This window comes from Myxococcales bacterium (genome assembly GCA_016720545.1).
Lineage (GTDB): Bacteria > Myxococcota_A > Polyangia > Polyangiales > Polyangiaceae > JAAFHV01.
Window position 1 is genome coordinate 111,771 of the sequence record JADKKK010000034.1, and the last position, 24,285, is coordinate 136,055.

Annotated in this window: 20 protein-coding genes and 1 tRNA gene; 8 read left to right on the plus strand and 13 right to left on the minus strand. The window is 72.2% G+C overall.

Annotated elements, in window-relative coordinates:
• Positions 1-69: 69 nt before the first annotated feature.
• The 5 genes from dnaB to IPQ09_27225 form a co-directional block, all read right to left on the minus strand.
• Entirely contained in the window at positions 70-1,539 is a 1,470-nt protein-coding gene (dnaB, locus tag IPQ09_27205; protein MBL0197837.1) for a replicative DNA helicase, read from the minus strand.
• A 103-nt stretch (positions 1,540-1,642) separates the two neighbouring features.
• Entirely contained in the window at positions 1,643-2,101 is a 459-nt protein-coding gene (locus tag IPQ09_27210) for a 50S ribosomal protein L9 (GenBank protein ID MBL0197838.1), read from the minus strand.
• Between the two features lie 11 nt (positions 2,102-2,112).
• Positions 2,113-2,391, minus strand: a complete 279-nt coding sequence (locus tag IPQ09_27215; GenBank protein ID MBL0197839.1) for a 30S ribosomal protein S18 — start codon at positions 2,389-2,391, stop codon at positions 2,113-2,115.
• 68 nt (positions 2,392-2,459) lie between these two features.
• A complete protein-coding gene (gene rpsF / locus IPQ09_27220) occupies positions 2,460-2,981 on the minus strand; it encodes a 30S ribosomal protein S6 (GenBank protein ID MBL0197840.1) in 522 nt (173 codons plus the stop codon).
• Positions 2,982-3,103: 122 nt separating this feature from the next.
• Positions 3,104-4,168, minus strand: a complete 1,065-nt coding sequence (locus IPQ09_27225) for an NAD-binding protein (GenBank protein MBL0197841.1) — start codon at positions 4,166-4,168, stop codon at positions 3,104-3,106.
• A gap of 225 nt (positions 4,169-4,393) precedes the next feature.
• Here IPQ09_27225 and IPQ09_27230 point away from each other — a divergent pair, with 225 nt between their 5' ends.
• The 5 genes from IPQ09_27230 to IPQ09_27250 all read left to right on the plus strand — a co-directional run bounded on the left by IPQ09_27230 (position 4,394) and on the right by IPQ09_27250 (position 10,673).
• Positions 4,394-6,550 (plus strand): hypothetical protein, encoded by a 2,157-nt coding sequence (locus IPQ09_27230; GenBank protein MBL0197842.1) that lies wholly within the window; start codon positions 4,394-4,396, stop codon positions 6,548-6,550.
• A 25-nt stretch (positions 6,551-6,575) separates the two neighbouring features.
• A complete protein-coding gene (locus tag IPQ09_27235; GenBank protein MBL0197843.1) occupies positions 6,576-7,058 on the plus strand; it encodes an acyl-CoA thioesterase in 483 nt (160 codons plus the stop codon).
• 73 nt (positions 7,059-7,131) lie between these two features.
• The gene (gene asnS, locus IPQ09_27240) at positions 7,132-8,529 is read left to right on the plus strand and encodes an asparagine--tRNA ligase (protein ID MBL0197844.1); all 1,398 of its coding nucleotides are present in this window, start codon (positions 7,132-7,134) and stop codon (positions 8,527-8,529) included.
• Between the two features lie 46 nt (positions 8,530-8,575).
• Positions 8,576-9,970: a hypothetical protein gene (locus IPQ09_27245; protein MBL0197845.1), complete on the plus strand. Its 1,395-nt coding sequence runs from the start codon at positions 8,576-8,578 to the stop codon at positions 9,968-9,970.
• Entirely contained in the window at positions 9,873-10,673 is an 801-nt protein-coding gene (locus IPQ09_27250) for a hypothetical protein (protein ID MBL0197846.1), read from the plus strand. Before IPQ09_27245 ends, IPQ09_27250 begins: the two co-directional genes overlap by 98 nt.
• Before the next feature lie 34 nt (positions 10,674-10,707).
• Here IPQ09_27250 and IPQ09_27255 read toward each other — a convergent pair whose 3' ends face one another.
• Genes IPQ09_27255 through IPQ09_27265 form a run of 3 tightly spaced genes read right to left on the minus strand, consistent with a single transcriptional unit; the run spans position 10,708 to position 13,663 of the window.
• The gene (locus IPQ09_27255) at positions 10,708-11,886 is read right to left on the minus strand and encodes an NAD(P)/FAD-dependent oxidoreductase (protein MBL0197847.1); all 1,179 of its coding nucleotides are present in this window, start codon (positions 11,884-11,886) and stop codon (positions 10,708-10,710) included.
• Complete coding sequence (locus IPQ09_27260; GenBank protein MBL0197848.1) at positions 11,883-12,101, minus strand: DUF4911 domain-containing protein; 219 nt, start codon at positions 12,099-12,101, stop codon at positions 11,883-11,885. The genes IPQ09_27255 and IPQ09_27260 overlap by 4 nt, the downstream gene beginning before the upstream one ends.
• Before the next feature lie 44 nt (positions 12,102-12,145).
• Positions 12,146-13,663, minus strand: a complete 1,518-nt coding sequence (locus tag IPQ09_27265) for a hypothetical protein (GenBank protein ID MBL0197849.1) — start codon at positions 13,661-13,663, stop codon at positions 12,146-12,148.
• Positions 13,664-14,109: 446 nt separating this feature from the next.
• Between IPQ09_27265 and IPQ09_27270 the strand changes: the two genes are divergently transcribed.
• From IPQ09_27270 to IPQ09_27280, 3 genes are all read left to right on the plus strand, one after another.
• A complete protein-coding gene (locus IPQ09_27270; protein MBL0197850.1) occupies positions 14,110-15,990 on the plus strand; it encodes a hypothetical protein in 1,881 nt (626 codons plus the stop codon).
• Positions 15,987-17,006 carry an ABC transporter ATP-binding protein gene (locus tag IPQ09_27275; protein MBL0197851.1) on the plus strand — a complete coding sequence of 340 codons (1,020 nt, stop codon included), beginning with the start codon at positions 15,987-15,989 and terminating at the stop codon, positions 17,004-17,006. The genes IPQ09_27270 and IPQ09_27275 overlap by 4 nt, the downstream gene beginning before the upstream one ends.
• Before the next feature lie 74 nt (positions 17,007-17,080).
• Entirely contained in the window at positions 17,081-18,619 is a 1,539-nt protein-coding gene (locus IPQ09_27280; GenBank protein MBL0197852.1) for an ABC transporter permease, read from the plus strand.
• Between the two features lie 44 nt (positions 18,620-18,663).
• Here the strand turns inward: IPQ09_27280 and IPQ09_27285 are convergent, their stop codons facing one another.
• The 5 genes from IPQ09_27285 to IPQ09_27305 all read right to left on the minus strand — a co-directional run bounded on the left by IPQ09_27285 (position 18,664) and on the right by IPQ09_27305 (position 24,266).
• Positions 18,664-19,989, minus strand: coding sequence for a serine/threonine protein kinase (locus IPQ09_27285; GenBank protein MBL0197853.1), 1,326 nt, complete (start codon positions 19,987-19,989; stop codon positions 18,664-18,666).
• A 34-nt stretch (positions 19,990-20,023) separates the two neighbouring features.
• Entirely contained in the window at positions 20,024-20,755 is a 732-nt protein-coding gene (locus IPQ09_27290; protein MBL0197854.1) for a hypothetical protein, read from the minus strand.
• A gap of 53 nt (positions 20,756-20,808) precedes the next feature.
• Positions 20,809-20,882: transfer RNA gene (locus IPQ09_27295), tRNA-Ile, on the minus strand.
• Positions 20,883-20,991: 109 nt separating this feature from the next.
• Positions 20,992-22,371, minus strand: coding sequence for a hypothetical protein (locus IPQ09_27300; GenBank protein MBL0197855.1), 1,380 nt, complete (start codon positions 22,369-22,371; stop codon positions 20,992-20,994).
• Entirely contained in the window at positions 22,368-24,266 is a 1,899-nt protein-coding gene (locus IPQ09_27305) for a bifunctional homocysteine S-methyltransferase/methylenetetrahydrofolate reductase (protein MBL0197856.1), read from the minus strand. The genes IPQ09_27300 and IPQ09_27305 overlap by 4 nt, the downstream gene beginning before the upstream one ends.
• Positions 24,267-24,285: the final 19 nt, after the last annotated feature.

Sequence of the window (24,285 nt, forward strand, 5' to 3'; positions counted from 1 at the left end):
CCGGGATCGGTTGATGCGACCCCTCGCGTTCGGCTCGCCTTCGGGGTTCGCGTCAGGTGCTGCGAAGACCTACTCCTGCTCCTCGGGGTACTCGCCGACCGCGAGGTTGTCGAAGCGGGTGTACTCGCGATCGAAGCGCACCTTCACCGTGCCGGTGGGCCCGTTTCGCTGCTTGGCCACGATGATCTCGGCGGTATTGGGCTCTTCCGACGCTTCCTTCGTGTAGTAGTCGTCGCGGTAGATGAAGAGGATGTTGTCGGCGTCCTGCTCGATGGCGCCCGACTCGCGAAGGTCCGAAATCTGTGGTCGCTTCGACTTGTCGCTGCGGGTCTCGACGGCGCGGTTCAGCTGGGAGAGGGCGATGACCGGCACCTTCAACTCCTTCGCGAGCCCCTTCAGGCCGCGCGAGATCTCGCTGATCTCCTGCTCGCGTGACTGAGCGCCGTCGCGCCCCTTCATGAGCTGGAGGTAGTCGACGACCACGAGGCCGATGCGGTGCGTCGGCTGACCGGCCTCGTCCACCCGGTTGAACTCCGACTGGAGCCTGCGCACCTTGGCGCGCAGCTCGAGGATGCCGAGCGACGGAGAGTCGTCGATCCAGATGGGGAGCTTCCCCAGGAAGCCGGCCGACTGCGTGAGCTTCTGCCAGTCTTCCTGGCTGAGGTAGCCCTTGCGCATCTTGCTGACGTCGACCCGCCCCTCCGAGCACACCATGCGGTTGGCGAGCTGTTCGCGGGGCATTTCGAGCGAGAACACGACCACCCCGACGCCAGGCTCTTCCCAGCGCTGGTTCGGGTCGGCGGCGAGCTCGCGCCCCCTCGGGCTCGCCACGTTCGCGGCGATGTTGAGGACGAAGCTGGTCTTGCCCATGCCGGGGCGAGCCGCGATGATGGTGAGGTCGCCGTCGTGGAGGCCCGAGGTCAGCGTGTCGAGGCGGTCGAAGCCGCTGGGGACGCCGATGATGCGGTCGCCCCGCTTCATGGCCTCGGTGAGCTGCTTGAACGACTTCTTCATGACGTCGAGCAGGCGCTCGACGTTGGAGGTCTGGCTGACGCGCGCGATGTTGTAGACGGCCTGCTCGGCGCCGTCGATGAACGCCTGCGCCTCGCCGTAGTCGAGGTACGCCTGCGCCGACACCTTCTGGCAGGCCAAAATGAGCTGGCGGATCCGGTACTTCTCGAAGATGACCTGCGCGTAGGCGGTCACGTTCGCGACCGCGGGCGCGCTGTTCAGCACCTCGGTGAGGTAGCCCATGCCGCCGACCTGCTGGATGCGTCCGCGGGTCTTGAGCCACGAGCCGACTGTGACGACGTCCACCGGCTTGCCGACCTCCCGCAGCTCGAGGCACGCCTCGAAGATGCGGCGGTGGGCCTCGGAATAGAAGTGCTCGGGGCGCAGGAACTCCTGGACGCGGTCCATCGCGGAGCCATCGATGAGCACGGAGGAGAGCACGGCCGCCTCGGAGTCGAGGTCGTGCGGAGGGACGATCCCCTCGACGCTCGGCGGCGTCTCCACCTCTTTCCTACGAAAACCGCCCATCTTTTCCACAGGCTATCCCTCCGAAACGGGCTCGCCCCGGCGTGCACGAGGCGGCCGGGGCGAACGAGGTGAGCGCAGCGAGCGCCCGCGGCGAGCGGCGCGACTACTTCTTGACGACCTCGACCTTGAGGGTCGCGGTGACGTCGCCGAGCAGCTTGACCGCGACCTCATGGGTGCCGAGAGCCTTGAGGGCCTCCGGGAGGTGCATCTTCTTGCGGTCGAACGTCTCGAGACCGGCGGCGCGGACCGCGGCCTCGATGTCCTTGGCGGACACGGAGCCGAAGAGGCGGTCGTCCTCGCCGACGGGGCGAGCGATCTTGATGACGAGTCCGCCGAGCTTGGCGGCGAGCTCGCCGGCCTCTTTGCGGGCCTTCTCGGCCTTCGCGAGGGCGACGGCCTTCTCGTGCTTGACGCGGTTCACCTGGGCGGCCGTGGCCGCGACGGCGAGCTTCTGGGGCACGAGGTAGTTGCGGGCGAACCCGGGGCGAACCTTGACGAGCTCGCCGGAGGAGCCGACGTTGGCGACGTCGGTCTGGAGGATGACCTGAACGGTGGCGGCCATGATGCTTCCTTTCAGCCCGACACGGTGAAGGGCAGGAGCGCGATGTTGCGCGCGCGCTTGATGGCGAGCGTCACCTTGCGCTGGTGGAGGGCACAGTTGCCGCTGATGCGGCGGGGGGTGACCTTGCCACGCTCAGAGACGAAATACCTGAGCGCTTGCGGGTCTTTGTAGTCGATCGTCACGGCCTTGTCGGAGCAGAACTTGCAGACGCGCTTCTTGCCGCCGCGGCGGCGCCCGGGGGCGTCGGCGTTGAGGTCTGGCGTTCGTCCGAAATCTTTGTCGTCGTCCATCATGGTGGCTTGGTCCAATCACGCGCCGCGCGGCGCGGGCAAAAAATGGGTGGGGGACGCGGGGAGGCTCAGTTCGCCTCTTCGTCGGCCTTCTTCTCGGGCGCCTCGACGGCGTCGTCCTCGTCCTCGAACTCGCGATGATCGCGGCGGGGCGCGTCGTGGAAGTCGACGAGGCCGAGCGCGCGCTCGCGCGACTCCTTCTCCTCTTCCTCGGCGGGCAGCTCGAGGCGGGCGAACTTGATCTCCTCGGGGTCGACCGTGAACGAGCCGGCGTCGACGTCGGAGGTGAGGAGCACGGTCTGGTACTTGAGGACCACGTCCATCAGCTTGAGGTTGCGCTCGATCTCTTGGACGAGCCCGCCCTTGCCCACGTACTTCACGTAGACGTAGACGCCCTTCTGGTGCTTCTTGACGGGGTACGCCAGCTTCCGCCGGCCCCACGCCTCGACCTTGAGGAGCGTGCCGCCGTCGCGGGCGACGACCTCGGTCATGCGGTTCTGCACCTTGTCGGCGGCGTCGGCGTCGACGTCAGGGCGCAGGACATAAATCGTCTCGTACTCTTTGGACTTCAGGGTCTGTGCGGTGGCCACTTGTGCTCTCCTCGTGGAATCCCCGGTGCGCAAGGCGCCGGGGGTAGCCCGCGGGCATGCCGCGAGCAAGGGGGAGCGCTTATTAGCACGCTCCGCCTCGAAGGAAAGCGGAAAGGCGCGCCTCAAGAGCCCGGGCGAGCCTCGACGGCGAGGATCCCCACCTCGCGGAGCGCGCCATCGCGAACCAGCTCGCCGAGGGCGTGGCGCGACGTGGAGAGGACCACGCACCCGAAGGGCGGCTGCTCGAGCAGCTCGGCCGCGTCGTCGTGGAACGCCCGACACACGATGCGCGCGCGCGCGTTCAGATCGCGGAGGCGGTCGACGAGCAGGAGGTTCTCGCCGAGGTCGTCGTCGCACACGACGAACATGTCGGCCTTCTCGGCGCCGGCGGCGCGGAGCGGCTCGAGGTCGTCGCCGACCGGCCGCGGCACGCGCTCGTGCGGGATGCGCTTGGCCTCGAGCGCGAGGACCGCGCGAACGGCGACGGCGTTGTCGCCGATCACGATCACGCGCCGGGCGCGCGCGGCCACCGCCTGGCCTTGGATGAACATGGCCGCGAGGCGCGAGGTCGAGACCACGCGCGCGCGGTACGCCTTGGCGAGCACCTCGCCCACGTCGTCGCTCGAGCAGCGAATGACGAGCTCGCAGTCGGGGTTGAGGGCGCGGACGTGCCGGCAGGCGACCGCCGCGGCCTCGAGATCGCCGCTCGCGACCACCACGACCTTCGCGCGCGCCACGCCCGCCGCCTCGAGGGTCGGGAGCTCGCGCGCGCTCCCGAGCACGCAGGGACGCTCGTCGCGGACGAGGCCCACGAGCAGCGCGGCGTCCTCCTCCACGGCGACGACCTCGACCCCGGACGCGTGCGCGAGGTCGACGACGCGGCGGCCGAGGTTCGACAGCCCCACGACGATCACGTGCTGCGACGCCTCGCCGGCGAGCGCGCGGCACGTCTCTTCGGGACGGTAGCGGCGCGTCACGTTGGTCGCGACCATCGAGGCGACCAGGCCGAACACGACGAGCTGCGTGAACGACTGGTAGAACGCGGGCCAGCCGCCTTCGGCTCGCGTGAGGCAGAGCGCCGTCCCGACCGCGCCCGCCCACGGCTCGTGACCGAGCTTGGCGAAGATCGCGGTGTTGACCGACAGCCACCCCGCGACGAAGCCAAGCGCCAGACGGTTCTGACGCACCGCCAACCTGAGCCGCATTCCCATCGCACGCGCGTTCGTCGACAACGGACCTCCCTGGTGGCGCGGGTCAGGCTCGCCGCTCGAGCGCGAGCCCCGCGGCCTGCGTCCACCGTGAGGCGCGGCGACCCGTTGGGAAGGGGCGACGGCGCGAGTTCGTCCGCTCGTTCCGTGGACGTCACACGTCGGACACGGCGGAGGCCTCCGCGAGCGTGCTAGCGTGAAGCCGTGACTTCGCGCCTCGCCCGCATCATCGGCCCGGCATTGGCGTCGCTCGCGGTGATCGGCGCGTGCAGCTCGACGCCTGCCATCGACTCGACGGCACGCTTCGACGGCGGCGCCCAGGACGCACGCCCGGAGGCCGCGACCGACGCCGGCCCTGACGGCCCCCCCACGGATCCGACCCTCGGCGATCCCTGCGGCGACGACTCGCAGTGCGGCGACGGGCTCGACTGCACCTTCGACCGCTGCGACCGCACCCTCTCCCCGCCGCGCTGCCGCAACACCCCCGACGACTCGCAGTGCGCCGACACCCTCTATTGCAACGGGCGAGAGCGCTGCGTCCCGCGGCTCGGGTGCCGCGCCGGCGAGCCGGTCACGTGCCAGGATGGCGACTCGTGCACGATCGACGCCTGCGTCGAGTCCACGAAGGCGTGCGTGCGGATGCCCCGCGATCTCGACGGCGACGGCGAGGCGGACGACCACTGTGCGGGCGGCACCGACTGCGACGATCTCGACCCGAACGTGGGGGCGAGGCGCACCGAGGTGTGTGGAAATGGGCGAGACGACAACTGCAGCCGCCGGGTCGACGAGGCTCCGTGCAGCGTCCCCGCCGACGACACCTGCGCGACCGCTCGCACGGTGACCGCGCCGGCGCTCGTCGCGCTCTCGACGGCGGCGACCCGCCGTGACTTCTTCACCTCGTGCAGCGTGGCGACGCCCACCGCGGCCCGCGACGTCGTCGTCGCGGTGGTCGTGCCGGGGGCGCCGACGGACCCACCGCAGGACCTGGAGGTCTTCGCGACGAGCGCTCCCGGGGCCGCGTCGGCCGACACCGCGGTCGCGATCCTGTCGTCGTGCGTCCCCGCGGGCGCCGAGCTCGCGTGCGGTCACGCTCCCCTCTCCTCCCAGGCGCGGGCGCGGGCCCGCAGCGTGCGACCCGGCACCTACTACGTGGTCGTCACCACGCAGAACGAGACGACCGTGGAGCTGTCGGTCGAGCTCTCCGCGCCCACGCCGCCGCCGCCCAACGAGTCGTGCGCGGCGCCGCTCGCCGTCGCCACGGACACGCCGTTCACGGTATCCCTCGTCGACGCGGCGCGGGATCTCACGAGCGCGTGCGAGTCCGCGACCGGCGAGCTCACGTACGCCTTCACGCTGACCGAGCCGCGCGACGTGCGCGTCGTGAGCGCGCGCCTGCGCGGCGCCGGCCTCCCCGTCGTGTCGCTCCGCGAGCCGGGCGCGTGCACGAACGAGCTGCGTTGCCGGGTCGGGCCCACACCGCCGCTCCTCGCGCGGAGCCTGCCCGCGGGCACCCACGTGCTCGCGGTCGCGGGCAGCGCCGCGCTCGACGCGAACGTCATCGTCCAGACCCTGCCGCCCACCGTGGCGCCGCCGAGCACGACCTGCGCCGCGCCACCCGCGCTCACGCACGACGCTACGGTCACGGTCGACCTCTCGGGGTACGACGAGCTCCCCAGCGGCTGCCTCCCGGGCGGTCCCACGGCCGCCTTCGCCCTCACGCTCGCGCAGCCGAGCGACGTGCTGCTCGTAGGCCGCTTCCCCACGACCGAGCAGGGGGCCGTGTCGCTCAGCGCGGTCGGGTGCACGAAGGCCGACTCCCTCGCGTGCCAGCGTGACACGACCCCCGCGCGCGTCGCCAAGCGAAACGTCCCGGCCGGCACGTACCGTGCGCTTCTCCACGACGAGCGTGGCGAGCGCGCGTCGTTGGGCGCGTTCGTTCGCCCCACAGTGCCCCCCACGGCGGTCGTCGCCGACGGGTGCGCCGACGCCTACGGCATCCCGCTGGCGGGCGGCTTCTTCACGGGCGACACGAGCGCGCGGACCCCTGATTTTTCGGCGAGCTGCGACGGCGTGGGCGGCCCGGCCGCCGGGGCGGGGGACCAGCTTCTGAAGCTCACCCTCCCCGACCGCCGGCGAGTGCTGCTCGACATGGCGGGCTCGAGCTACGCCACGCTGCTCAACGTGCGCGAGGGCGCGGCCTGCCCCGGGACCGAGGTCCCTTCGGGCTGCCACGTCGGCGCGCGCGCGTCGCGGAGCTTCCTCGACCTCGAGCTCGCCGCGGGCACCTACTGGGTGCAGATTGACGGCCTTTCCGGGGCCTCAGGCGCGTGGAACCTCGACGTTCGGATCCTCCCTCCGTAGCGCCGCGGGCGCTATGCTGCGCCGCATGAGCCCGCCCGCCAGTCCGCCCCCGCGTCCGCCGTCGGCCTCCGAGACGAAGATGGTCGAGTACGTGCTACCCCAGCACGCGAACGCGCTCGGGAACGTGTTCGGTGGTCAGATCATGGCCTGGGTCGATCTGTGCGCGGCGATCTCCGCGCAGCGCTTCACGGGGCTCATGTGCGTGACCGCGTTCGTCGACGATCTGAAATTCCACAACCCGGTGAAGGTCGGCGAGGTCGTGCGGCTCTCGGCCCGCGTCTCGGCGGCGTTCCGCACGTCGATCGAGATCGAGGTCATCGTCGAGGGCGAGGACTCGCGCTCCGGGCGCACGTGGCCGTGTGTGCAAGCGCGCCTCACGTTCGTGGCGATCGACAGCGAGGGTCGACCCGCGCCCGTGCCTCAGCTCCTCGCCGAGGACGACGCGACCCGCTCGTCGCAGGCGGCCGGCGAGGAGCGCCGGAAGTCGCGCCTCCGCGCGAACGGCTAGCGCGGTCGTCCACGGCGCGCCAACGCGAAGCGGCCACTCGACGACAGCGCCCCTCCCGGTCTACCGTCGCGCCATGGTCTCTGTCGACGATGTGCTCAAAGGGCGCCAAGGCGCCGACGTAGGGGAACGTGTGACGGTCGGAGGGTGGGTGCGCACGCGCCGCGACTCCAAGGCGGGGCTGTCGTTCGTCGCCCTGAACGACGGGTCGTGCTTCGACAACCTGCAGCTGGTGGCGCGGACCGAGCTCGAGAACTACGCCGACGTCCTGCGGCTCACCTCGGGCTGCTCCATCGAGGCCACGGGCGTCGTGAAGGCGAGCGAGGGCAAGGGCCAGCGGGTCGAGCTCGACGTGACGTCGCTCTCTGTCGTCGGGTGGGTGGCCGATCCCGACACCTACCCGATCAGCCAGAAGCGTCACTCTTTCGAGTACCTGCGCGAGGTCGCGCACCTGCGCCCGCGCACCAACACCTTCGGCGCGGTCGCCCGCGTGCGGCACGCCCTGTCGCTCGCCATTCATCGCTTCTTCCACGAGCGCGGCTACTACTGGGTGCACACACCCATCATCACCGCCTCCGACTGCGAGGGCGCCGGGCAGATGTTCCGCGTCTCGACGCTCGACTTCCTCCACGCGGATCCCGCCCAGCGCGCGAGGCTCGACGCCGCGGACGACTTCTTCGGGCGCGAGGCGTACCTCACGGTCTCCGGCCAGCTCAACGTCGAGACCTACGCGATGGCGCTCTCCAAGGTCTACACGTTCGGCCCCACGTTCCGCGCCGAGAACTCGAACACTGCACGCCACCTCGCGGAGTTCTGGATGGTCGAGCCCGAGATCGCCTTCTGCGACCTCGCGGGCCTCGCCGGCGTGGCCGAGGAGTTCCTGAAGTTCGTCGTCGAGACCGCGCTCGTGGAGCGCGCCGACGACATGAAGTTCTTCGACGAGCGCATCCAGCCGGGCCTCCTTTCGCGGCTCCGGCACGTGGTCGACTCGCCGTTCAAGCGCATCGACTACACGGAGGCGGTCGAGGTGCTGACGCGGTCGGGGAAGACCTGGGAGTTCCCGGTCACCTGGGGCGGCGACCTGCAGACCGAGCATGAGCGCTACCTCACCGAGGAGGTCTTCAAGCTCCCGGTGGTGGTCATGAACTACCCGAAGGACATCAAGTCCTTCTACATGCGCCAGAACGACGACGGCCGCACGGTCGCGGCGCTCGACGTGCTGGCCGCTGGCATCGGCGAGATCATCGGCGGCTCGCAGCGCGAGGAGCGCCTCGACCGCCTCGACGGGCGCATCGACGAGCTCAAGCTCGAGAAGGACACGTACGGGTGGTACCGCGATCTGCGGCGGTACGGCACGGTGCCTCACGCCGGCTTCGGGCTCGGCTTCGAGCGCCTGGTGATGTTCGTGACCGGCATGGCGAACATCCGCGACGTGATCCCGTTCCCGCGCACCCCGAAGTCCGCGACGTTCTGACGCGGCGCGCGCCCCGTCATCGAGACTTCTGCTAGGCTCGGGCGGCATGTCTTCGACGCTCGAGGCGACGGCCGGCACGGCAGACGCGGCAGACGCGGCAGACGCGGCAGACGCGGCAGACGCGGCAGACCGGAGAATCGCCTGCGTCCACGCCGATCGGTGCGGCGGCTGCCCGATCCTCGGCCTGCCGTACGGCGAGCAGCTCGTCGTGAAGCGAGGCCGCGTCCTCCAGTCGCTGAGCCGTTACCCCGCGCTCGAAGGAACGCACACCGAGCCGCTGCTCGCAGCGACCCCCATCACCGGCTACCGAACGCGCGCCAAGCTCATCGTCGCTCCCGGGGCCACCGTAGGGCTCTACGCGAAAGGGGGCGGCCACCAGGTCGTAGACATCCCCAACTGCCGCGTGCTCTCGCCCGCCATCGCCGACGCCGCGGCGGTGCTGCGGTCGCTCGTCGCCCTCCACGAACGGGAAGGCGGCGTGCTCGCGCCCGTCGGTGCGGGCGTCGGTGCGAAAGGAGGAGCCCTCCGCGCGCTCGACATTCGCGAGACGCGCGGTCCCGAGGGCGAGCCGCCGCGCGTGCTCCTCACACTCGTGCTCACACGCGAGAGCGCCGCCCCGTTCGCCGAGCTCGTCGCGCTCGCCGACACCTTGCGCGCGGCCCACCCGGCGTTCGCCGGGATCGCCGTCAACTATCACGACGACGACTCGCCTCAGGTGCTTGGCAGCGAGACGAAGCTGCTCTCGGGTGTCGACACGCGGCCCGACCGGGTGGGCGCCTCCACGCACTTCGCCACCTTCGGCTCCTTCGTCCAGTCCCACCGCCAGCAGGCCGCGCGCGTGCACGAGCTCGTCCTGCGCAGCCTCGAGGTGGAGTCCGGGCCGAGGGCGCGGAGCTTCCTCGACCTCTACGGCGGCTCGGGCGCCATCGCTCTCGCGCTCGCCGCCACCGGAGTGCGCACCACGTTGGTCGAGTCGTACGGGCCTGCCGTCGCCAACGCGCTCGCGGCGGCGACCGCCCAACGCCTCGCGCTCGAGGGCGAGTGCGAAGACGTCGGCGTGAGCCTTCGCCAGCGCGCCCAGCGCGGCGAGACGTTCGACGCCGCGGTCGTCAACCCGTCGCGGCGCGGCATGAGCCCCCCTCGCGCGCGAGGGCTTGCCGCGGCTCGGGATCTCCGCGATCGCGTACGTCTCGTGCGATCCCGACACGCTGGCGCGAGACCTCGATCACCTCGCGCGCCTGGGCTATGGCGCGCGCACGCTCCAGCCGCTCGACATGATCCCTCTCACCGACGAGGTCGAGACGGTGACCATCCTGCGGCGCGGGGACCCGGCGCCGCCGCCCGTGCTCTACGAAGACTCCGACGTGCTCGTGGTGGCGAAGGCGCCGCACGAGCCGGTGCTCCCTCGCGCCGACTACCCCGCAGGCGCGTCGCTCCGTGAGCGGGCGGCGCGCCTGCCGGGCCACGCGGCGACGCCGCTCCGCCCCCTGGCCCGCGAAGACGCCGGCGCGAGCGGGCTCGTGTTCTTCTCGAAGACCGCCGAGGCCCACGAGCTCTTCGCGGCGGCCTTCGCGTCAACCACGGCGCGCCGCGTCTACGTGGTGTACGCGCGCGGGGTCACTCCACAGAAGGGCACGATCTCCCGCGATCTTCGCGAGAACGGTCAAGTCCGTTCGGCGCGCACCCGCTACAGGAGGCTCGCGATCGCGGGCGGCCATAGCGTCCTTCGGGTGGTGCCCGAGCTCGAGCGTCCTCACCAGGTGCGGCGCCACCTCGCGGCGATCGGGCACCCGGTGCTGGGCGACGAACGCTACGGGCACGCGCCCTCCAATCGCTTCTTCGAGCAGCGCAACGGGCTCGACCGCACGTTCATCCACGGCGTCCGCGTCGAGCTCGATCACCCGCGCACCGGGCGGAGGTTCGTGGTCGACAGCCCCCTCCACGGGGACCTGCGCGCCGTGCTGGAGCGCACGAGCGGCCCGGGCACGCTCCGCTTCCTGGAGCAGAAGCAGGCGCTCGGCTCCGAAGCCTCGGTCTCGTCGTTCCCGGCCGCGCTCGACGCAGAGGCGGGCCCGGAGAGCGCCCTCGACATCGAGCTCGGGGTGCCGTCGATGCGCGCCGTCATCGCGACCGACGACGACTGAATCGCCGGTCGCAGGGATCGATCCACGACTCGGCTCAGAGGCGGAGCGCGGCGAGCCCGTCGAGGCCGAGGGCGAGCCCGAGGCGAGCCTTGGCGAGGGCGGACACGCGCGCGCCAGCGTACCACGCGGCGCCCGCGGCCCGCGCCGCGGCCGAGCGCGTGAGGAGGCGCCGGTACGCGAGCCCTCGATCGCCATACACGCGCGCCGCGAGGCCGGCGCTCTGGAGGAGGTGGCGCCCCACGCGCGACGCTCGCACAGCGCGGTCGTAGCCCCCCGCGATCGGGCTGCCGCTCCGGAGGGCGCGCGCGAGCGTGGACGCGGCGAGGGCGCCCATCACGATCGACTGCGCGATCCCCTCGCCGGTCGTGCGGTCGATCCCCGCCGCCTCGCCTACGAAGAGCACGCCCTCGTGCTCGAGCACCGACCCGGGCACGAAGGGCCTCGTCGGGAAGGGCTTCAGCCTCACCCGCTCGGCCGCGAGGCCACGCGCACGGAAGCAGGCGAGCAGCGCCGCCTTGACGTTCGACCTCGGCGTGAGGTTCGCGTGGTAGATGCCGCGACTCACGTGCCGCGCGCCGCCGATGATTGTCGGAAAATCCCAGTAATATCCCTCGATTCCAGCGTCACAGACCGCGAGCTCGAAGTCGCACAGGTCGCGCTCGGGGCCCACGTCGGCGCCCACCGGGAGGGTCTCGGCTACGTACAGGTGTCCCTTGCGCGCCACCTCCTTCAATCCGAGCGCGCGGCGTGTGCGACCGGCGACCCCGTCGCACGCCACGACGTGGCGAGCGTGCAGGACGCGCCGGGCGGTGTGGACCGCGTAGCCGCGCGGCTCTCTCGTGAGCTCCACGAGGCCCTCACCCTCGTGGACCGCGACCCCGTCCGACTGGGCCTCGCGAAGCAGCGACGTGTCGAACTCGTCGCGACGAACGACGACCCCGAGCGGCGACGAGGTCGCGCCGGCCTCGCCTTCGTGAAGAATGCGGAGGCCACGCATGGGCACCCGCGGCACGCCCACGCGAACCCCGACCGCCTCGAGCGCCTCGAGCCCCCACGCGCTCACAGCGCCCGCACAAGGCTTCTCGCGCGGGAACACCGCTGAGTCGACGATCGCGACGGACGAAGGCCGAATGCCGCACGCGCGCACGAGGTGAAGCGCCACACTCGCGCCCGCGGGCCCACCGCCCACGACGAGCACGTCCACGTCGCTCACGCCGCGTCGATCCGCTCGGGGCCGCTCAGGAACGCGAGCTCGTCACGCAGGGCCGCGAGCGCCTCGTCGAGCTCGGCCTCGCGGGAGGCGTGCGCGGCGACGATGAGGTCGCCGCCCCCCTCCGCGAAGACCACCGCGAGCCCGTCAGAGGCCTCCAGGATCCCCTTCAACAGCACGACGTCCTTCGCGCGCAGCACCACGCGCCGCGCGGCCATCCCTTCCCCGATGAGGGGGCGTGCCGGGCTACGTCCCATCGCCGCTAGAGCGACTGCTCGAGCTGCGCTCGGGCGAGCGCGTCGGCGGCGTCCTTCATTTCCTTTTCGGCCGCGGTCGCGGGCTTCTTCGCCGCCTTCGGCTCTTTCGGCTCGGGCTTCGCGGCCACCGGCTTGGGGGCCGCGGCTACAGCGACAGGCTTCGGCTCTGGCTTTGTGGCGACGGGCTTCGGCTCCGGCTTCGCCGCGGCGACCGGCTTCTCGGGCTTGGGAGGCGGAGCAGGCTTGGCCGACACCGCCTTGGGCTCCGGCGCCGCGGCGACGGCGGGCGGAGGCGGAGACGCTGCCGCGACCCCCACCCCTCCCGAGCCCAGAGCGGGCTGCACCGGCGCGGCGATGGGCGGGTTGACCGGCTGGACTGGCTGCCCGGCGGCGACTTGCGCCGTTGGGGGGGGCGCCACCGGGATCGCGGGCTGGGCCGCGAGAACGCCCACCTGCACGCCCTGGCCGGGCGGCGCGATCTGGCCTGCCTGCGCACCTTGACCCGGCTGCGCGATCGGACCGGTCTGCGCGCCCTGACCCGCTGCCGGGGTCACGGCGTCAGCCGTTGCGCGCGCGCCCGGCGCTCGCGACGGGTCCACGAAGGCGGCCACCGTCGGCGAGCCGCGGAGCACGAACGCGGCGAGCGCGGCGGCCGCGCCAACCCCGACGAGCGCCATCGCCCAGACCCGAGCGGGCTTCGGAGCCGCATGCGACGTGGAGAGAGCCATCGCCGGCGGGTCGAGCGGACGCACGGGGGGCACGGAGAAATGCGCAGGAGACGCGAACGGAGCGTGCGACTGCGGCGCCAAGGACGGCACCGGGCCGCTCTGCATCGACGGAGGCATGCCGCCCATCGCTGGGACCGGCCCGGACCGCATGGCCGGCGGAAGGCTGGCGCCCGGAGCGAGGCCCATGGGCGGCTGCGAGCGCGAGACCATGGGCGCTGAAGTGACGGGCGAGAAACTGTGCGGCGCGCTGGGCGCCGGCATGGGGGCGGAGTGAACCGGGAACGGCTGCGGCTGCGCGTGGACCATCGGGGCAGGCGCCACCTGGGGCGGCGGCATCACGGGCGCGGGGGCGGGGATCTGCGCGGGCCCGGGGCCGAGCTGAACTGTGAAGTCGGGCGCGTTCGCGCCGGTCTCGTGGTCCTCATCGAGCACCGCGGCCGACATCGAGAGCGAGACCTCGGCGCGCGGATCGAGGCGCACGACCGGAGGCTCCTTGCCTCGGGGCTGCGCCTGCACCGCCGGGGCCGCGCGGCCGCGGCGCGGCATATGACGAATCTGCGTGTGGCTGTCTTCTTCTTCGGGCTCGGATGGCGCCGGCGGGCGCACGTAGTGGAGCGCGGTGGCGGTCTCGCCTGTCTCTTCGAAGGCGTGGGCGGCCGGCTTCTTCGCGGGCGACGCCATGAACGTGGTCACCTCTTCGTCGGAGCGCGAGGCTTGGAACGGACGAAGAGGGGGCGGTGCGGCGTCTTCCTCGAAGCGATCGACGCGCGGCTGGGATCGTGCGGGCGGAGGCACGGCACGGCTCGAGCGCTGCAACGCTCGGTCGCTCGGGTCCCCGTCCGGAGCGTCGTCACGCGAATCACGACCAGGTCGCTTGTTGAATGGGAGCACAGAGCCTCCGGGACGCAGACGGCGCACCACTTGCGCCTCCGTCAGACGAGCATAGCAGGCCATCGATGGAGTCGCTCGACGGGCGTGGCGCACGAATGTCAATTGAGTGGGAGAACCGCGCACACGTTCCGCTGGGAAGCGATCGCACCCGTGGGGCGTTTTCACCCCGCCGTACGAACCTGGAACATTTGGGCGGCGCGGGCGTCCATCCGCGGCGGCCGACGCGCTCGCGCGGTCCTCCCTCCCTCGTCACCGAGAGCGCCGAAACGATGAGTCTCGCGTCGTCCCCCTCGTCCCGCGTGCGCCCCACGCTTCGCGCCCCCCGATGGCGCACCCTCCTTCGGCGCGCGTTGGCGCTCGCGGCCGGCGTTACGGTGCTCTTTCTTACGGCTCACGCCGCCGCGAGCTCGCCGAATGGCACCGTCGACCACCTGAGCGTCCATCCCATCTTCGGGTCGGAGCTCACCGTGGCGGACGGGTGGGCCGACGTCATCGTGCGGGCCGGGACGCCGGCAGGAGTGCCCGCGGGCGGGGGTGGGCTCTGGGCGGTGAGCGGGAGCGCGCTCACCGCCCCGGTCGCGTTCGACGCCTTGCGGGCGCCGCAGGTCGTGCCGGCCCATAGCTTCCTCGGCGGGATCGACGTGGTGCTCGCCGATGCGCACGGGGCGCGGATCGCGACCGGGAGCGCGCGCACCGAGACGCGCACTGCGCCTTCCCTGCTGATCTGGTCGACCGTCACGTCGCTCGGGCTGGACCTGCGGGGCAGCGAGATCGAGGGACGACGCGACCGCGGCGTCGACCTCAAGCTCCGCATTGGATGGGTGGAGCGCGACCCCCGCACGGGCGCGGCCCTGGCCCCCGACAGCGCGGCCGTCTACGCGGCGGTCGACGTGGTGCTGCTGCGGGCCGAGGATCTCGCCGCGCTCCACGGTGGGCCCCTCGCCGCGCTCACGACGTGGGTGCTCGGAGGTGGCACGCTCGCCGTGGTGCCCGGGGCGCGTGATCTCACCGACACGCCGCTCGTCGCCATGGTCGGCGGCGCCATTCGCCACACGACCGGCACCGACGAGCGCCCCGCAGGGTTCCGCGGAGGCAACCTCCGCGACGACGCGCTGGGCGCCGTCGCAAGCTACGGGCTCGGCGAGGTCTATCTGCTCGACTTCGACCCGCTCTGGTTCGATCACGACGCCGAGAGCTACGCGCGCGTTCGCGAGCTCGTGGCGCGCGGCTTCCGTCGACGCTCGCTGCCTGCCTTCGCACACGCACCCGAGGGGCGCGACCCCAACGCTGCCGTGGTGCGGGCCCTCGATCCGAACCAGGGCCACGGTCGCGCCCTCGCCCTGGCGGCGCTCGTCCTCACCGCTTACGCCGTGCTCGCCGGCCCCGTCGTTCACCTCCGCGCCCGCAGGAGGCGACGGCCGCTCGCCCCGCTCGCGCAGGTGCCCCTGCTCTCGGCGGGCGCGTTCGCGCTGATCGTCGTCATCGGCGTCGTGTCGAAGGGGATCGCCGGTCGCGCGAGGCACCTGACCTTCGTCGAGAGCGGCGCGGGGCTCTCGCGCGGGACCGGCGTGGCGTACAGGAGCTTCTTCGCGGGCCGCACGACCCGCCTGGCCGTGCCAAGCCTCTCGCCGGGAGGGCGACTGGCGCTGGTCGACCGCCACGACGGCGCGGCGCTCGACGGCCCGCACGGCCTCGCTCCGTCGAGCCTGACGCTGCGGCCTTGGCGGACGGTCGTCGTGCAGGAGGTCGGATTCACGTACGAGCTCGGGGGCGGCGTGACGATTCGCCGCCTGCCGGACGGGCGCCTCATCGTGCGAAACGCCACGGGGCGCGCCCTCCGGGACGCGATCCTCGCCGACGGGCCGAGCGCGACCTACCTCGGAAGCATCGAGAGCGGCGCGGCGGCCACGTTCTCCGAGGGCCGCGCTCTCCGCCGGGACTTCGAGGATCCGCGGCGCGACTTGCCGCAAGCCATCGAGGAGCCGCAGTGGGCTTTGCGGCTCGCTTCATACTACCTGGGAGCGGCCATCGGTGGTGACGAGGGCGAGCGCGTTCGTGCGACCTGGCAGCTCGCCGAGGGGGTCGCCGCTGGGAGCGACTTCTGGTCGGCGGAAGGCCCGGTGTTGATCGCGGAGCTCGAAGGGCCTTCGTCGACCACTCACGACGGTGGCTTGCGACTCGAGAGCGACCGTGTCCTGCTGCGCGTCGTCGGCGAGGGAGGCGCGCCGTGAGCGCCGACGCGAAGCCCCGACCCGCGATCCACGTGCGCCAGCTCGGCCACAGGTTCGGGCCCCACGAGGCGCTGAGAGGCGTCTCGTTCGACGTCGCGCCCGGCGAGATCTTTGGCTTCATCGGCCCGAACGGCGCCGGGAAGACCACCACGATCCGCGTGATGACGACGCTGCTCGAGCCCACCTCGGGCCGCGTCGAGATCGAGGGCCTCGACGTGAGCGTCGACCCGGAGAGGGTGCGGCGGCTCATCGGCTATATGCCGGACCACCCGGGGGTCTACGAGCAGGTGACGGTGCGTGAGTACCTCGAGTTCTTCGCCGACGCGTACGACGTGTCGGGCGGCGGCCGCGACTACGCCGCAGTGGAGGCCGTGCTCGAGCTCACGGATCTCACGAGGCTCGAGGACAAGCTCGTCGCCGCACTCTCGAAGGGGATGCAGCAGCGGCTCCAGCTGGGCCGCGTGCTCCTCCACGATCCGAGGGTCCTCATCCTGGACGAGCCCGCGAGCGATCTCGACCCGCGGGCCCGGATCGAGATGCGCGACTTGCTCGTCGAGCTGCGCGCGATGGGGAAGACCATCTTTCTCTCGAGCCACATCCTCACCGAGCTGGCGGACGTGTGCACCTCCGTGGCGATCCTCGAGCGCGGATCGCTCGTCGTCGCGGGCCCGATCGCCGAGATCGCCGATCGGCTCGCGGCCGCGCGCGCGGCGCCTGACGACCTCCGGTGCGCCCTCCCGCCCGAGGCGCCGAGGTGCACGAGGTGCACGCTCCGGCTCAGGGTGCGCGGAGACGACGCGGCGGTGGCGCGGGCCCTCGTGGGAGCCGCGTTCGTCTCGAAGGTGGGGCCCGGGCCCGCGGGGAGCGTCAGCGTCACGTACTTCGGCCGCGACTCCGAGGTGGAGGAGATCGTGCGACGGCTCGTCGCAGCGGGCGTGGGCGTGCTTGGCGTGGAGCCTGAGCGAAGCGAGCTCGAGCGCATTTTCCTGGAAGTGACGAGAGGAGATCTGCAGTGAGGCCCCATCCCCCATCGCCTGCTCGCGCTCTCGACGCTTGGGTCCCGCGCCTCGGTCCGCCGGACCCGGTCTGGATGCGCGAGATGCGACAGGCCCAACGCGTCGCGCGGACGCCGTGGGTGCTGCTCGGTCTCACGCTCGCGCTGTCCTTCTGCCTCTGTGCGCTGGGCGCGATGGCGGCCAGTGCGGAGCGGGCCGACCCCGCGAAGGTGGGGAGCACGCTCTTCCAGGTGTTCTTCTCCGTCTCCTATGCCGTGGTCGCGATCGTCGGTCCCGCCGTGGCGGCGAACGGCATCGCCGCCGAGCGCGAGGGACGCACCTGGGAGGCGGTGCTGCTCGCCGGCCTCGACGCGCCGAAGCTCGCGCGGGGCAAATTCCTCGCCGCGTACACCACGCTCTCCCTCTACGTCGTGACGCTCGCGCCGGTGGGCGCGCTGTGCTTTCTCTTCGGGGGCGTCACGGCGCTCGAGCTGCTCCTCGCGTTCGGGCTCCTCTTCGCGTTCGCCGCCCTCGCGGTGTGGTGCGGGCTCGCGGTGAGCTCGCTCATGACCCACCTGCGCGGCGCGCTCGTCGCGACACTGGCGCTCGCCGCTGCGGTCGGCCCGGGGCTGTACCTCGTCTTCGGCCTCGCGGCCGGTCGGCTCGCGCACGATCGGTGGTCCGAGATCGACGGCGACTCCCCGGTCTGGCTGCCACTCGCCCTCGCGCGGGCCGATTTCAGCGTGGACTACCTCGTGTGGCTCGTGCTCGTTCCCGCCGCCGCCCTCCTCGGCACCGCGAGCTTCCTCCATGGCGTCACGGTGGCGAACCTGAAGGAAGAGAGCGACGACCGCTCGACCGGGCTCAAGCGGTGGACGCTGTTTTCGGCGCCCGTGGTGATCGGCATCGCCGCTGCGCTCACGGCGCTCAGCGAGCGACACAGAGGCGACACGGCCGTGGTCGCGACATGCGGAGCGTTCGCGTACTTGAGCTTCCTGACGCTGCTGTTCCTGCGAGAGCCCCTCGGTCCCTCGCGACGCGTGAGGGTGCGATGGGACCGGGAGGGCGCCTCCGCGCTCACGCGGTGGCTAGGGCCCGGGATCACGTCCTCAGCTCGGCTGGTGCAGCTCGCCACGCTCGCGGTCAGCGGGACGGTCGCGGCGACGGCCTGCGCCTCCCTCAACGACCTCTCGCGGGCGCGCGGGAGCGTGCTCGCCCTCGCCGTCGGCGGCGCGGCGTTCCTGTTCTTCCTCATCGGGCTCGGCCAAGCGCTCCGCGCCCGAGGGTTGGCGGTCGGGGTGACGAGGGCCGTCGTCGTCGCGGCCGCGCTCGTGGCGACCATGGCGCCGTGGTTCGTCGTCCTCGTCGCCGCGGGCGGCGGGGACAAGGCCCCCCTCATGCCGCTCGCCTCCCCCAGCCCGTTCTATGCATTCTACATGGGTGACCAGGTGGACCTCTCCAGCGCGACGCGGATGCGCGCGATCGGATGCGGCCTGTGCGCCGACGTGGCGTGGGCGCTGCTGGGCCTCGCGCTCAGCGCGTACGCCGCCCGCCGGGCGCGGGCGCTCTGTCGGCGCGGCACCGGTGGAGGAGACCTGACGCCGCGCGACGAGCGGGCGCGGCGGGACCTCTAGAAGTGAGGAGTCGGCCTCTTGGGCGAAGGCCGCGTGGGCAGCACCTACCGCAGGGCCACGAGCGCGACGATGGCGGCCGCGACGAGGAAGAGCGCGGCGATGGCGGGCACGATCCACACCGGGGTCTTGTTGACCACGACCGGCGGCGGCGGCGCGGCGGACGGGGGGCGGGGCGCATAGAACTCGGCCGGGGGCGGGGCCAGCTCCGGCACCGGCGGCGCGGGCGTGGGGGGGCGCTCGGAGACCCGCGGGGGCGCCGCGGCGAAGGGGTCCGGGGCCGCCGAGAGGCGGGCCGCGAAGGGGTCGCCCTGCGCGTCGGCGCGCGCCGCCGGCTGAGAGGCCTCGAGGGTCGCGGCGAGCTCCGCGAGGGCCGTCCGCGCCCAGTCGTGGTGCGTGCCGGTCAGGCCGTAGGCGTGCCCCAACGCGTCGGCGAAGGCGCCCACGGTGGCCTGCCGGTGGTTCGGGTTCTTCGCGAGGGCGAGCTCCATGACCTCGTCCATCGCCGCGGGGATGGCGTACTTCGCCTTGCGTCCCGCCACCGTGGGGGGCGGCGGGTCCTCGGTCAGGATGGCGAGGAGGATCGATGGGCCGTTGTTGCCCGAGAACGGGACGGTGCCCACGATGCACTCGTACGAGATGGCGGCGAGGGCGAACACGTCCGCGCGGGAGTCGAGCGTCTCGAGCCCCTGGGCCTGCTCGGGCGCCATGTAGAACGGCGATCCGATCGTGGTGCCCATCACGGTCAGCTTCGGAGCGTTGGCGTTCTTGTCCTTCACGGAGCCAAAATCGAGAATTTTGGTGCGATCCCCGTCGCGCGCGCCGCACATGAAGAGGTTGTCGGGCTTCAGGTCGCGGTGGATGAACTGGCTCGCATGCGCGGCGTCGAGGCCGATCGCCACCTGCGCCACCATCCGCACCACCTTCGCGGGGGCCAGGTACTTGTCGCGCTTCAGCACGACGCGCAGCTCTTCGCCCTCGAGGAACTCCATGACGAGGAGCCACACCCCGTTCACTTCGTCGCGCTGGAAATCGAGCACGCGGACGACGTAGTCGTTCACGAGCATGCTGGAGATCTCGTACTCGCGCTTGAAGCGGGCGAGCGAGACCTCGTCGCGCGCCACGTCGTCGTGGAGCACCTTGATCGCGATGCGCGTGTCGGTCGGGATGTCGATGCCCTCGTAGACGCGCCCCATGCCGCCGTCCGCCACGATTCGGCGGACCTCGTAGCGCCCGAAGATGAGCGCCCCGACGCGCGGGTCGTCCTTGTTCGCGGCGCGGAGGGAGGACGCCGCGACGAGGCCCTCGCCGTCGTGCGCACAAAACGACGCGTCCTCGGGGAAGCTGCGAAAGCACTTCGGGCAGCTCTTCACGGGCTCGCTCCAGGGGGTTGGGGCGCGGGGTTGCTCACGAGGAGACGCTCGGCGCCACCGGCGGCGCGAAGTAAATGAGGCGGTTGCACGAAGGGCACTGCTCGATCATCGGCTCGCGGCGCAGGCGGTGGAACAGCTGCGGGGGCAGCGCGATGTTGCACGCCGTGCAGGTGCCGCTCGTCGTCTTGGCGAGCCCGGAGCCACGCTTCGCGCGGACCGCGTCGTAGCGCCGATAGACGATCGTCGGGATCTGGCGGACCAGCGCCTCGCGACCGCCAGCCTTCGTGCCGTGCGTGGCCTCGAGCTCGCCCACGTTCGCCGCGATGAGCCCCTCCTTCTCGGCGAGCTCCGCGAGGATGCGGCCCTTCTCCTCCTCCGCCGTGGTGAGGGCGGCGCGGATGGCCTCGATCGACTTGCCGAAGCGCTCGACCTCTTCCTCGCGGTCACGCTGGAGCTTGCGCAGCTCTTCGAGCTCGCGCTGCACCGCGTTCGTCTCGCGCTCGGTGCGCGCGCGGTTCATCTTGTCGCGGGAGGCGTCGAGCTGCGCGGCCGTGGAGCGGGCCTCGGCGTACGCTTCGCCCCGGGCCTTCTCGGTCGACTCGAGGGCGGCGCGCTCCGCCGTGGCCTTGGCCTCGACGGCGGCGAGGGAGGTCTTGAGCCCCTCGAGCAGCGCGCGCTCGACGACGAGGGCGTCGCCAACGGTCTTCAGCTCGGAGTCGAGCTTGGCCAGCTCCTCGAGGGCACGAATCTGGTCGACGATGCTCAAAAGCAGATCTCCTGAATGAGGGGACCGGGCGCAGCGCGCGCGCGATCCGTTCGTAGGCCCACCTGGGTTCGAACCAGGAACAGCCCGGTTATGAGCCGGGGGCTCTGACCGATTGAGCTATAGGCCCGCTGCGACACGCCCGACCGAAAGTAGTCGAAGCCGGCGCGAGAAGGAAGGTTCGCCGCACGGCGGCACGCGAGAATCGGACGGGAACACGGGTTCAGCGCGCGCGCGGCTCACGGGCACCTGTGGCGCCGCAGCCACGCACGCCCCGGGCCGCCGTCTGCGCCTACCTCCACCGACACGCTGTAGAGCGCGCCCGCCGCCGACGCCACGAAGCGGCCGCCCCGCGCGAGCGGCTCACGCGTGAGCGCGCGTCCACCTCCGGTCGAGCTGAACAGCATGCTGCGCTCCGCGAGGTCGACGAAGCCGACGAGGCCGGGGCCGAGGACCGAGGGGGCCGCGCCCACGCCGCCCGGGAGGAGCTCCTCGGCGGCCAGGCTCTTTCCTCCGCGCACGGGGACGCGGAGCAGGCGGGCGCCCTCGCGCTCGCCCCGAAGGACGGCGTCGTACACGTACACGTCGACGCCGCCGGCCGCCGCGGGCGCGAGCTCGAACGACGTCGTGTGCGAGCGCGCGCGGGGGGTCGCGGAGAGGATGGGGCCCGAGAGCTTCCCCGCCCCGTCGAGCGGCGCGAGCTGGACCCACTGGCGCGCACGCTCTTCCCCGGCCGTCTCGAGGTACTCGCCCTGGCGGTCCGGCTCGGGGGCGCCCTTCTCGCCACCGTCCTGGCTCGCGAGGACGTCGCGGGAGAGCCACGCGAGCGTGAGCTGTCCGTCGACGGCGCGGAGCAGCGCGGGGGAGTCGGCGTCGGTCTCGTACGGAGTGACGACGGCGCCGCTCGCGACGCGCCCGTCGGCGAACGACGCGACCTTCACGACGCCGCGCACCACGCGCTCGGAGTCCTCGTCCCACGCGACGAGGCCCGAGGCCTTGCCCGTCATGACGAGATCGAACGCGAGGGAGTCGTCGGCCTGCTGCGAGAGCCGAAAGAGCGGCGTCGCGCGCTCTTGGCCGAGCTCGGCCACAGCGAGCGTGCGGGTCGCCACCACGCGCGCCGCGCCGGGGCGGTTTCCCAGGGACTTGGGCGTCGACCCTCTCACGTAGCTCGCCACGAGGACCGCGCCCTCGTGGGCGAAGAGGCGCGGCGCGAGCTCGCCGCCCGCGAGGTCGCCGAGGTCGAGCGTTCGCACCTTCGCCAGGGCCGGATCCGCGAGGAACACTACGCCGACGCGGGTGCCGTCGCGCTCGATGGTGGCGGAGAGCGCGAGGCCTGCCGGCGTCAGGTGCGCGTCTCCCACCTCGAGGGACGCGCCGCCCTCGAGCTCGAGCTCGGCCGTGGTCGCCTCGCACCGCGAGGGCAGATCGGCGCCGCCGTCGCCTCGCCCGCCCTCGGTCGCCGACGCGCCCGGCGCGTCTTGGGCCGCGTCATCCGGCGTGGCGGCGAGCTCGCGTCGACCACGGCAGTCGCCGCAGGCCGCCGAGCCGAGCGCCAGCGCGAGCGCCCAAGCGGCGGTCCGCCGACCTACCCCCGCCGTCGCCGGGCGCGCCATCATGGCTCGAGGAAGCCGTCGACGACCTCGAGCGCGAGCTCGTAGCGGCCGAGCGGCGGCATGATGTACGCCCCCGCCACGCGCGATCGCACCGAGGCGAGCATCTCGCGGGCGATGGCGACCCCCTCGGCGCGCGCCTCGGCGCCCGTGCCCGCGCGCTGCATGCGGGCGCGGACAGCCTCGGGCACCGACATCCCCGGGACCTCGTTGTGGAGGAACTCGGCGTTCCGGTAGCTCGCGAGCGGCAGCAACCCGACGAGTACGGGAAGCCCCAAATCCTTGATATCATTCAAAAATCTATCCAGAACCGCCGCGTCGTAGACCGGCTGGGTCATCACCAACTCGGCGCCGGCGGCCTTCTTCTCGGCGAGGCGCTTCAGCTCGCGGTCGTAGTTGAGCGCGGCCGGCTCCGCCCCGGTCGCGAGGAGGAAGCTCGTGACGCCTCCCAGCGGCTTTCCGCCGGGGTCGACCCCGTGGTTCAGGTTCCGGGCGAGCTTGAGGATGCCGATGGAGTCCAGATCGTAGACCGCGGAGGCGTCGGGAAAGTCGCCCATCTTCGGCGGATCGCCCGTGATGATCACGAGGTTGCGCGCCCCGAGATCGTGCGCCCCCAGGAGATGCGCGAGCGTGCCGAGCAGGTTGCGGTCGCGCCCGCAGACATGGAGGATCGTCTCGAGGCCCGCGTCGCGCTGCACGCGCACGGCCATCGCGAGGTTCACCATCCGGGCCTGCGCGCGCGCGCCGTCGGCGATGTTGATGACGTCGATGCCGCCCGCCTTGAGCATCTTCGCGGCCTCGATGGCCTTCTTGGGGTCGAGCCCGACGGGCGGGTTGACCTCCACGGAGACGACGAAGCGCCCCTCGGCGATCTTTCGCGCGAGCAGGCTCTTCTCCTCGAACGGGACCGGAGGCTGCCCGGGCGCGACCGACGGCGCGTCGCTCGAGATCTCGGCGACCCTCGCCTCGCCCCGCGGCGCGTCGGCGTGAGCCGAGCCTGCCATGCGCGCCGCCGCCGCGATGCGCTTGACGTGCTCGGGGGTCGTGCCGCAGCAGCCACCCACGAGCTTGACGCCGAGCTTGAACATGCGCCGCGCGTACACGCCGAAGTATTCGGGCGTCGACACGTAGACCAGGCGCTCGTCGACGCGGCGCGGGAGGCCCGCGTTCGGGACCGCGTACACGGGGAGGCCCGCGGCGAGCATCGCCTCGGCGGCGTCGAGGACCATCATTGGGCCATCGGAGCAGTTGATGCCCACGACGTCGGCGCCCCAGTCCTTCAGCATGCGGCCGAGCTCGGCGGCCGTGGTGCCGTCGGACATGCGGCCCGTCTCGTCGACCGAGGCGCTCGCGATGATCGGGATCTTGCCCTTCGCCGCGGCGCGCGCCGCCTCGAGCGCGATGCGGATCTCGGTGGTCTGGCGCATGGTCTCGACGGCGAGGAGATCCGCGCCGGCGGCGACCAGCGCGTGCGCCTGCTCCGAGAGCGCGTCGCGCACCCTCGCCACGTCGTCGGCGCCGGGGTCCCCGAGGAACCAGCCGCTCGGCCCCACGTTGCCCGCCACGAAGGCGCGGCCGCCCGCGACCTCCTTCGCGAGGTGAACCGCGCGCTCGTTGATCTCCGCTACCCGCCCGCCGAGGCCGTGCTTCTCGAGGCGGAGGGCGTTCGCGCCGAAGGTGTTCGTGACGAGCACCTGGGCGCCGGCGCGCAGGTAGTCCTCGTGCACCTTCTTGACGAGCTCGGGGCGCGAGACGTTCAGCTCCTCGAAGCACGCGCTGTAGAGGACGCCACGCTCGTAGAGCTGCGTGCCCATGCCCCCGTCGACGACGAGCACGCCCTCGGCGAGCGCCTCCGAGAACGTGCGACCGATCGGGGCGACGCTTTCTGCTTTGGCGCTCATCGTCGCGGTCACTAGGCGC

Coding starts and splice junctions, on each gene's coding strand:
- dnaB (MBL0197837.1), bottom strand. CDS start 1,539: ATGGGCGGTTTTCGTAGGAAAGAGGTGGAGACGCCGCCGAGCGTCGAG.
- IPQ09_27210 (MBL0197838.1), bottom strand. CDS start 2,101: ATGGCCGCCACCGTTCAGGTCATCCTCCAGACCGACGTCGCCAACGTC.
- IPQ09_27215 (MBL0197839.1), bottom strand. CDS start 2,391: ATGGACGACGACAAAGATTTCGGACGAACGCCAGACCTCAACGCCGAC.
- IPQ09_27235 (MBL0197843.1), top strand. CDS start 6,576: ATGAGCCCGCCCGCCAGTCCGCCCCCGCGTCCGCCGTCGGCCTCCGAG.
- asnS (MBL0197844.1), top strand. CDS start 7,132: ATGGTCTCTGTCGACGATGTGCTCAAAGGGCGCCAAGGCGCCGACGTA.
- IPQ09_27245 (MBL0197845.1), top strand. CDS start 8,576: ATGTCTTCGACGCTCGAGGCGACGGCCGGCACGGCAGACGCGGCAGAC.
- IPQ09_27260 (MBL0197848.1), bottom strand. CDS start 12,101: ATGGCCGCGCGGCGCGTGGTGCTGCGCGCGAAGGACGTCGTGCTGTTG.
- IPQ09_27280 (MBL0197852.1), top strand. CDS start 17,081: ATGCGCGAGATGCGACAGGCCCAACGCGTCGCGCGGACGCCGTGGGTG.
- IPQ09_27300 (MBL0197855.1), bottom strand. CDS start 22,371: ATGATGGCGCGCCCGGCGACGGCGGGGGTAGGTCGGCGGACCGCCGCT.
- IPQ09_27305 (MBL0197856.1), bottom strand. CDS start 24,266: ATGAGCGCCAAAGCAGAAAGCGTCGCCCCGATCGGTCGCACGTTCTCG.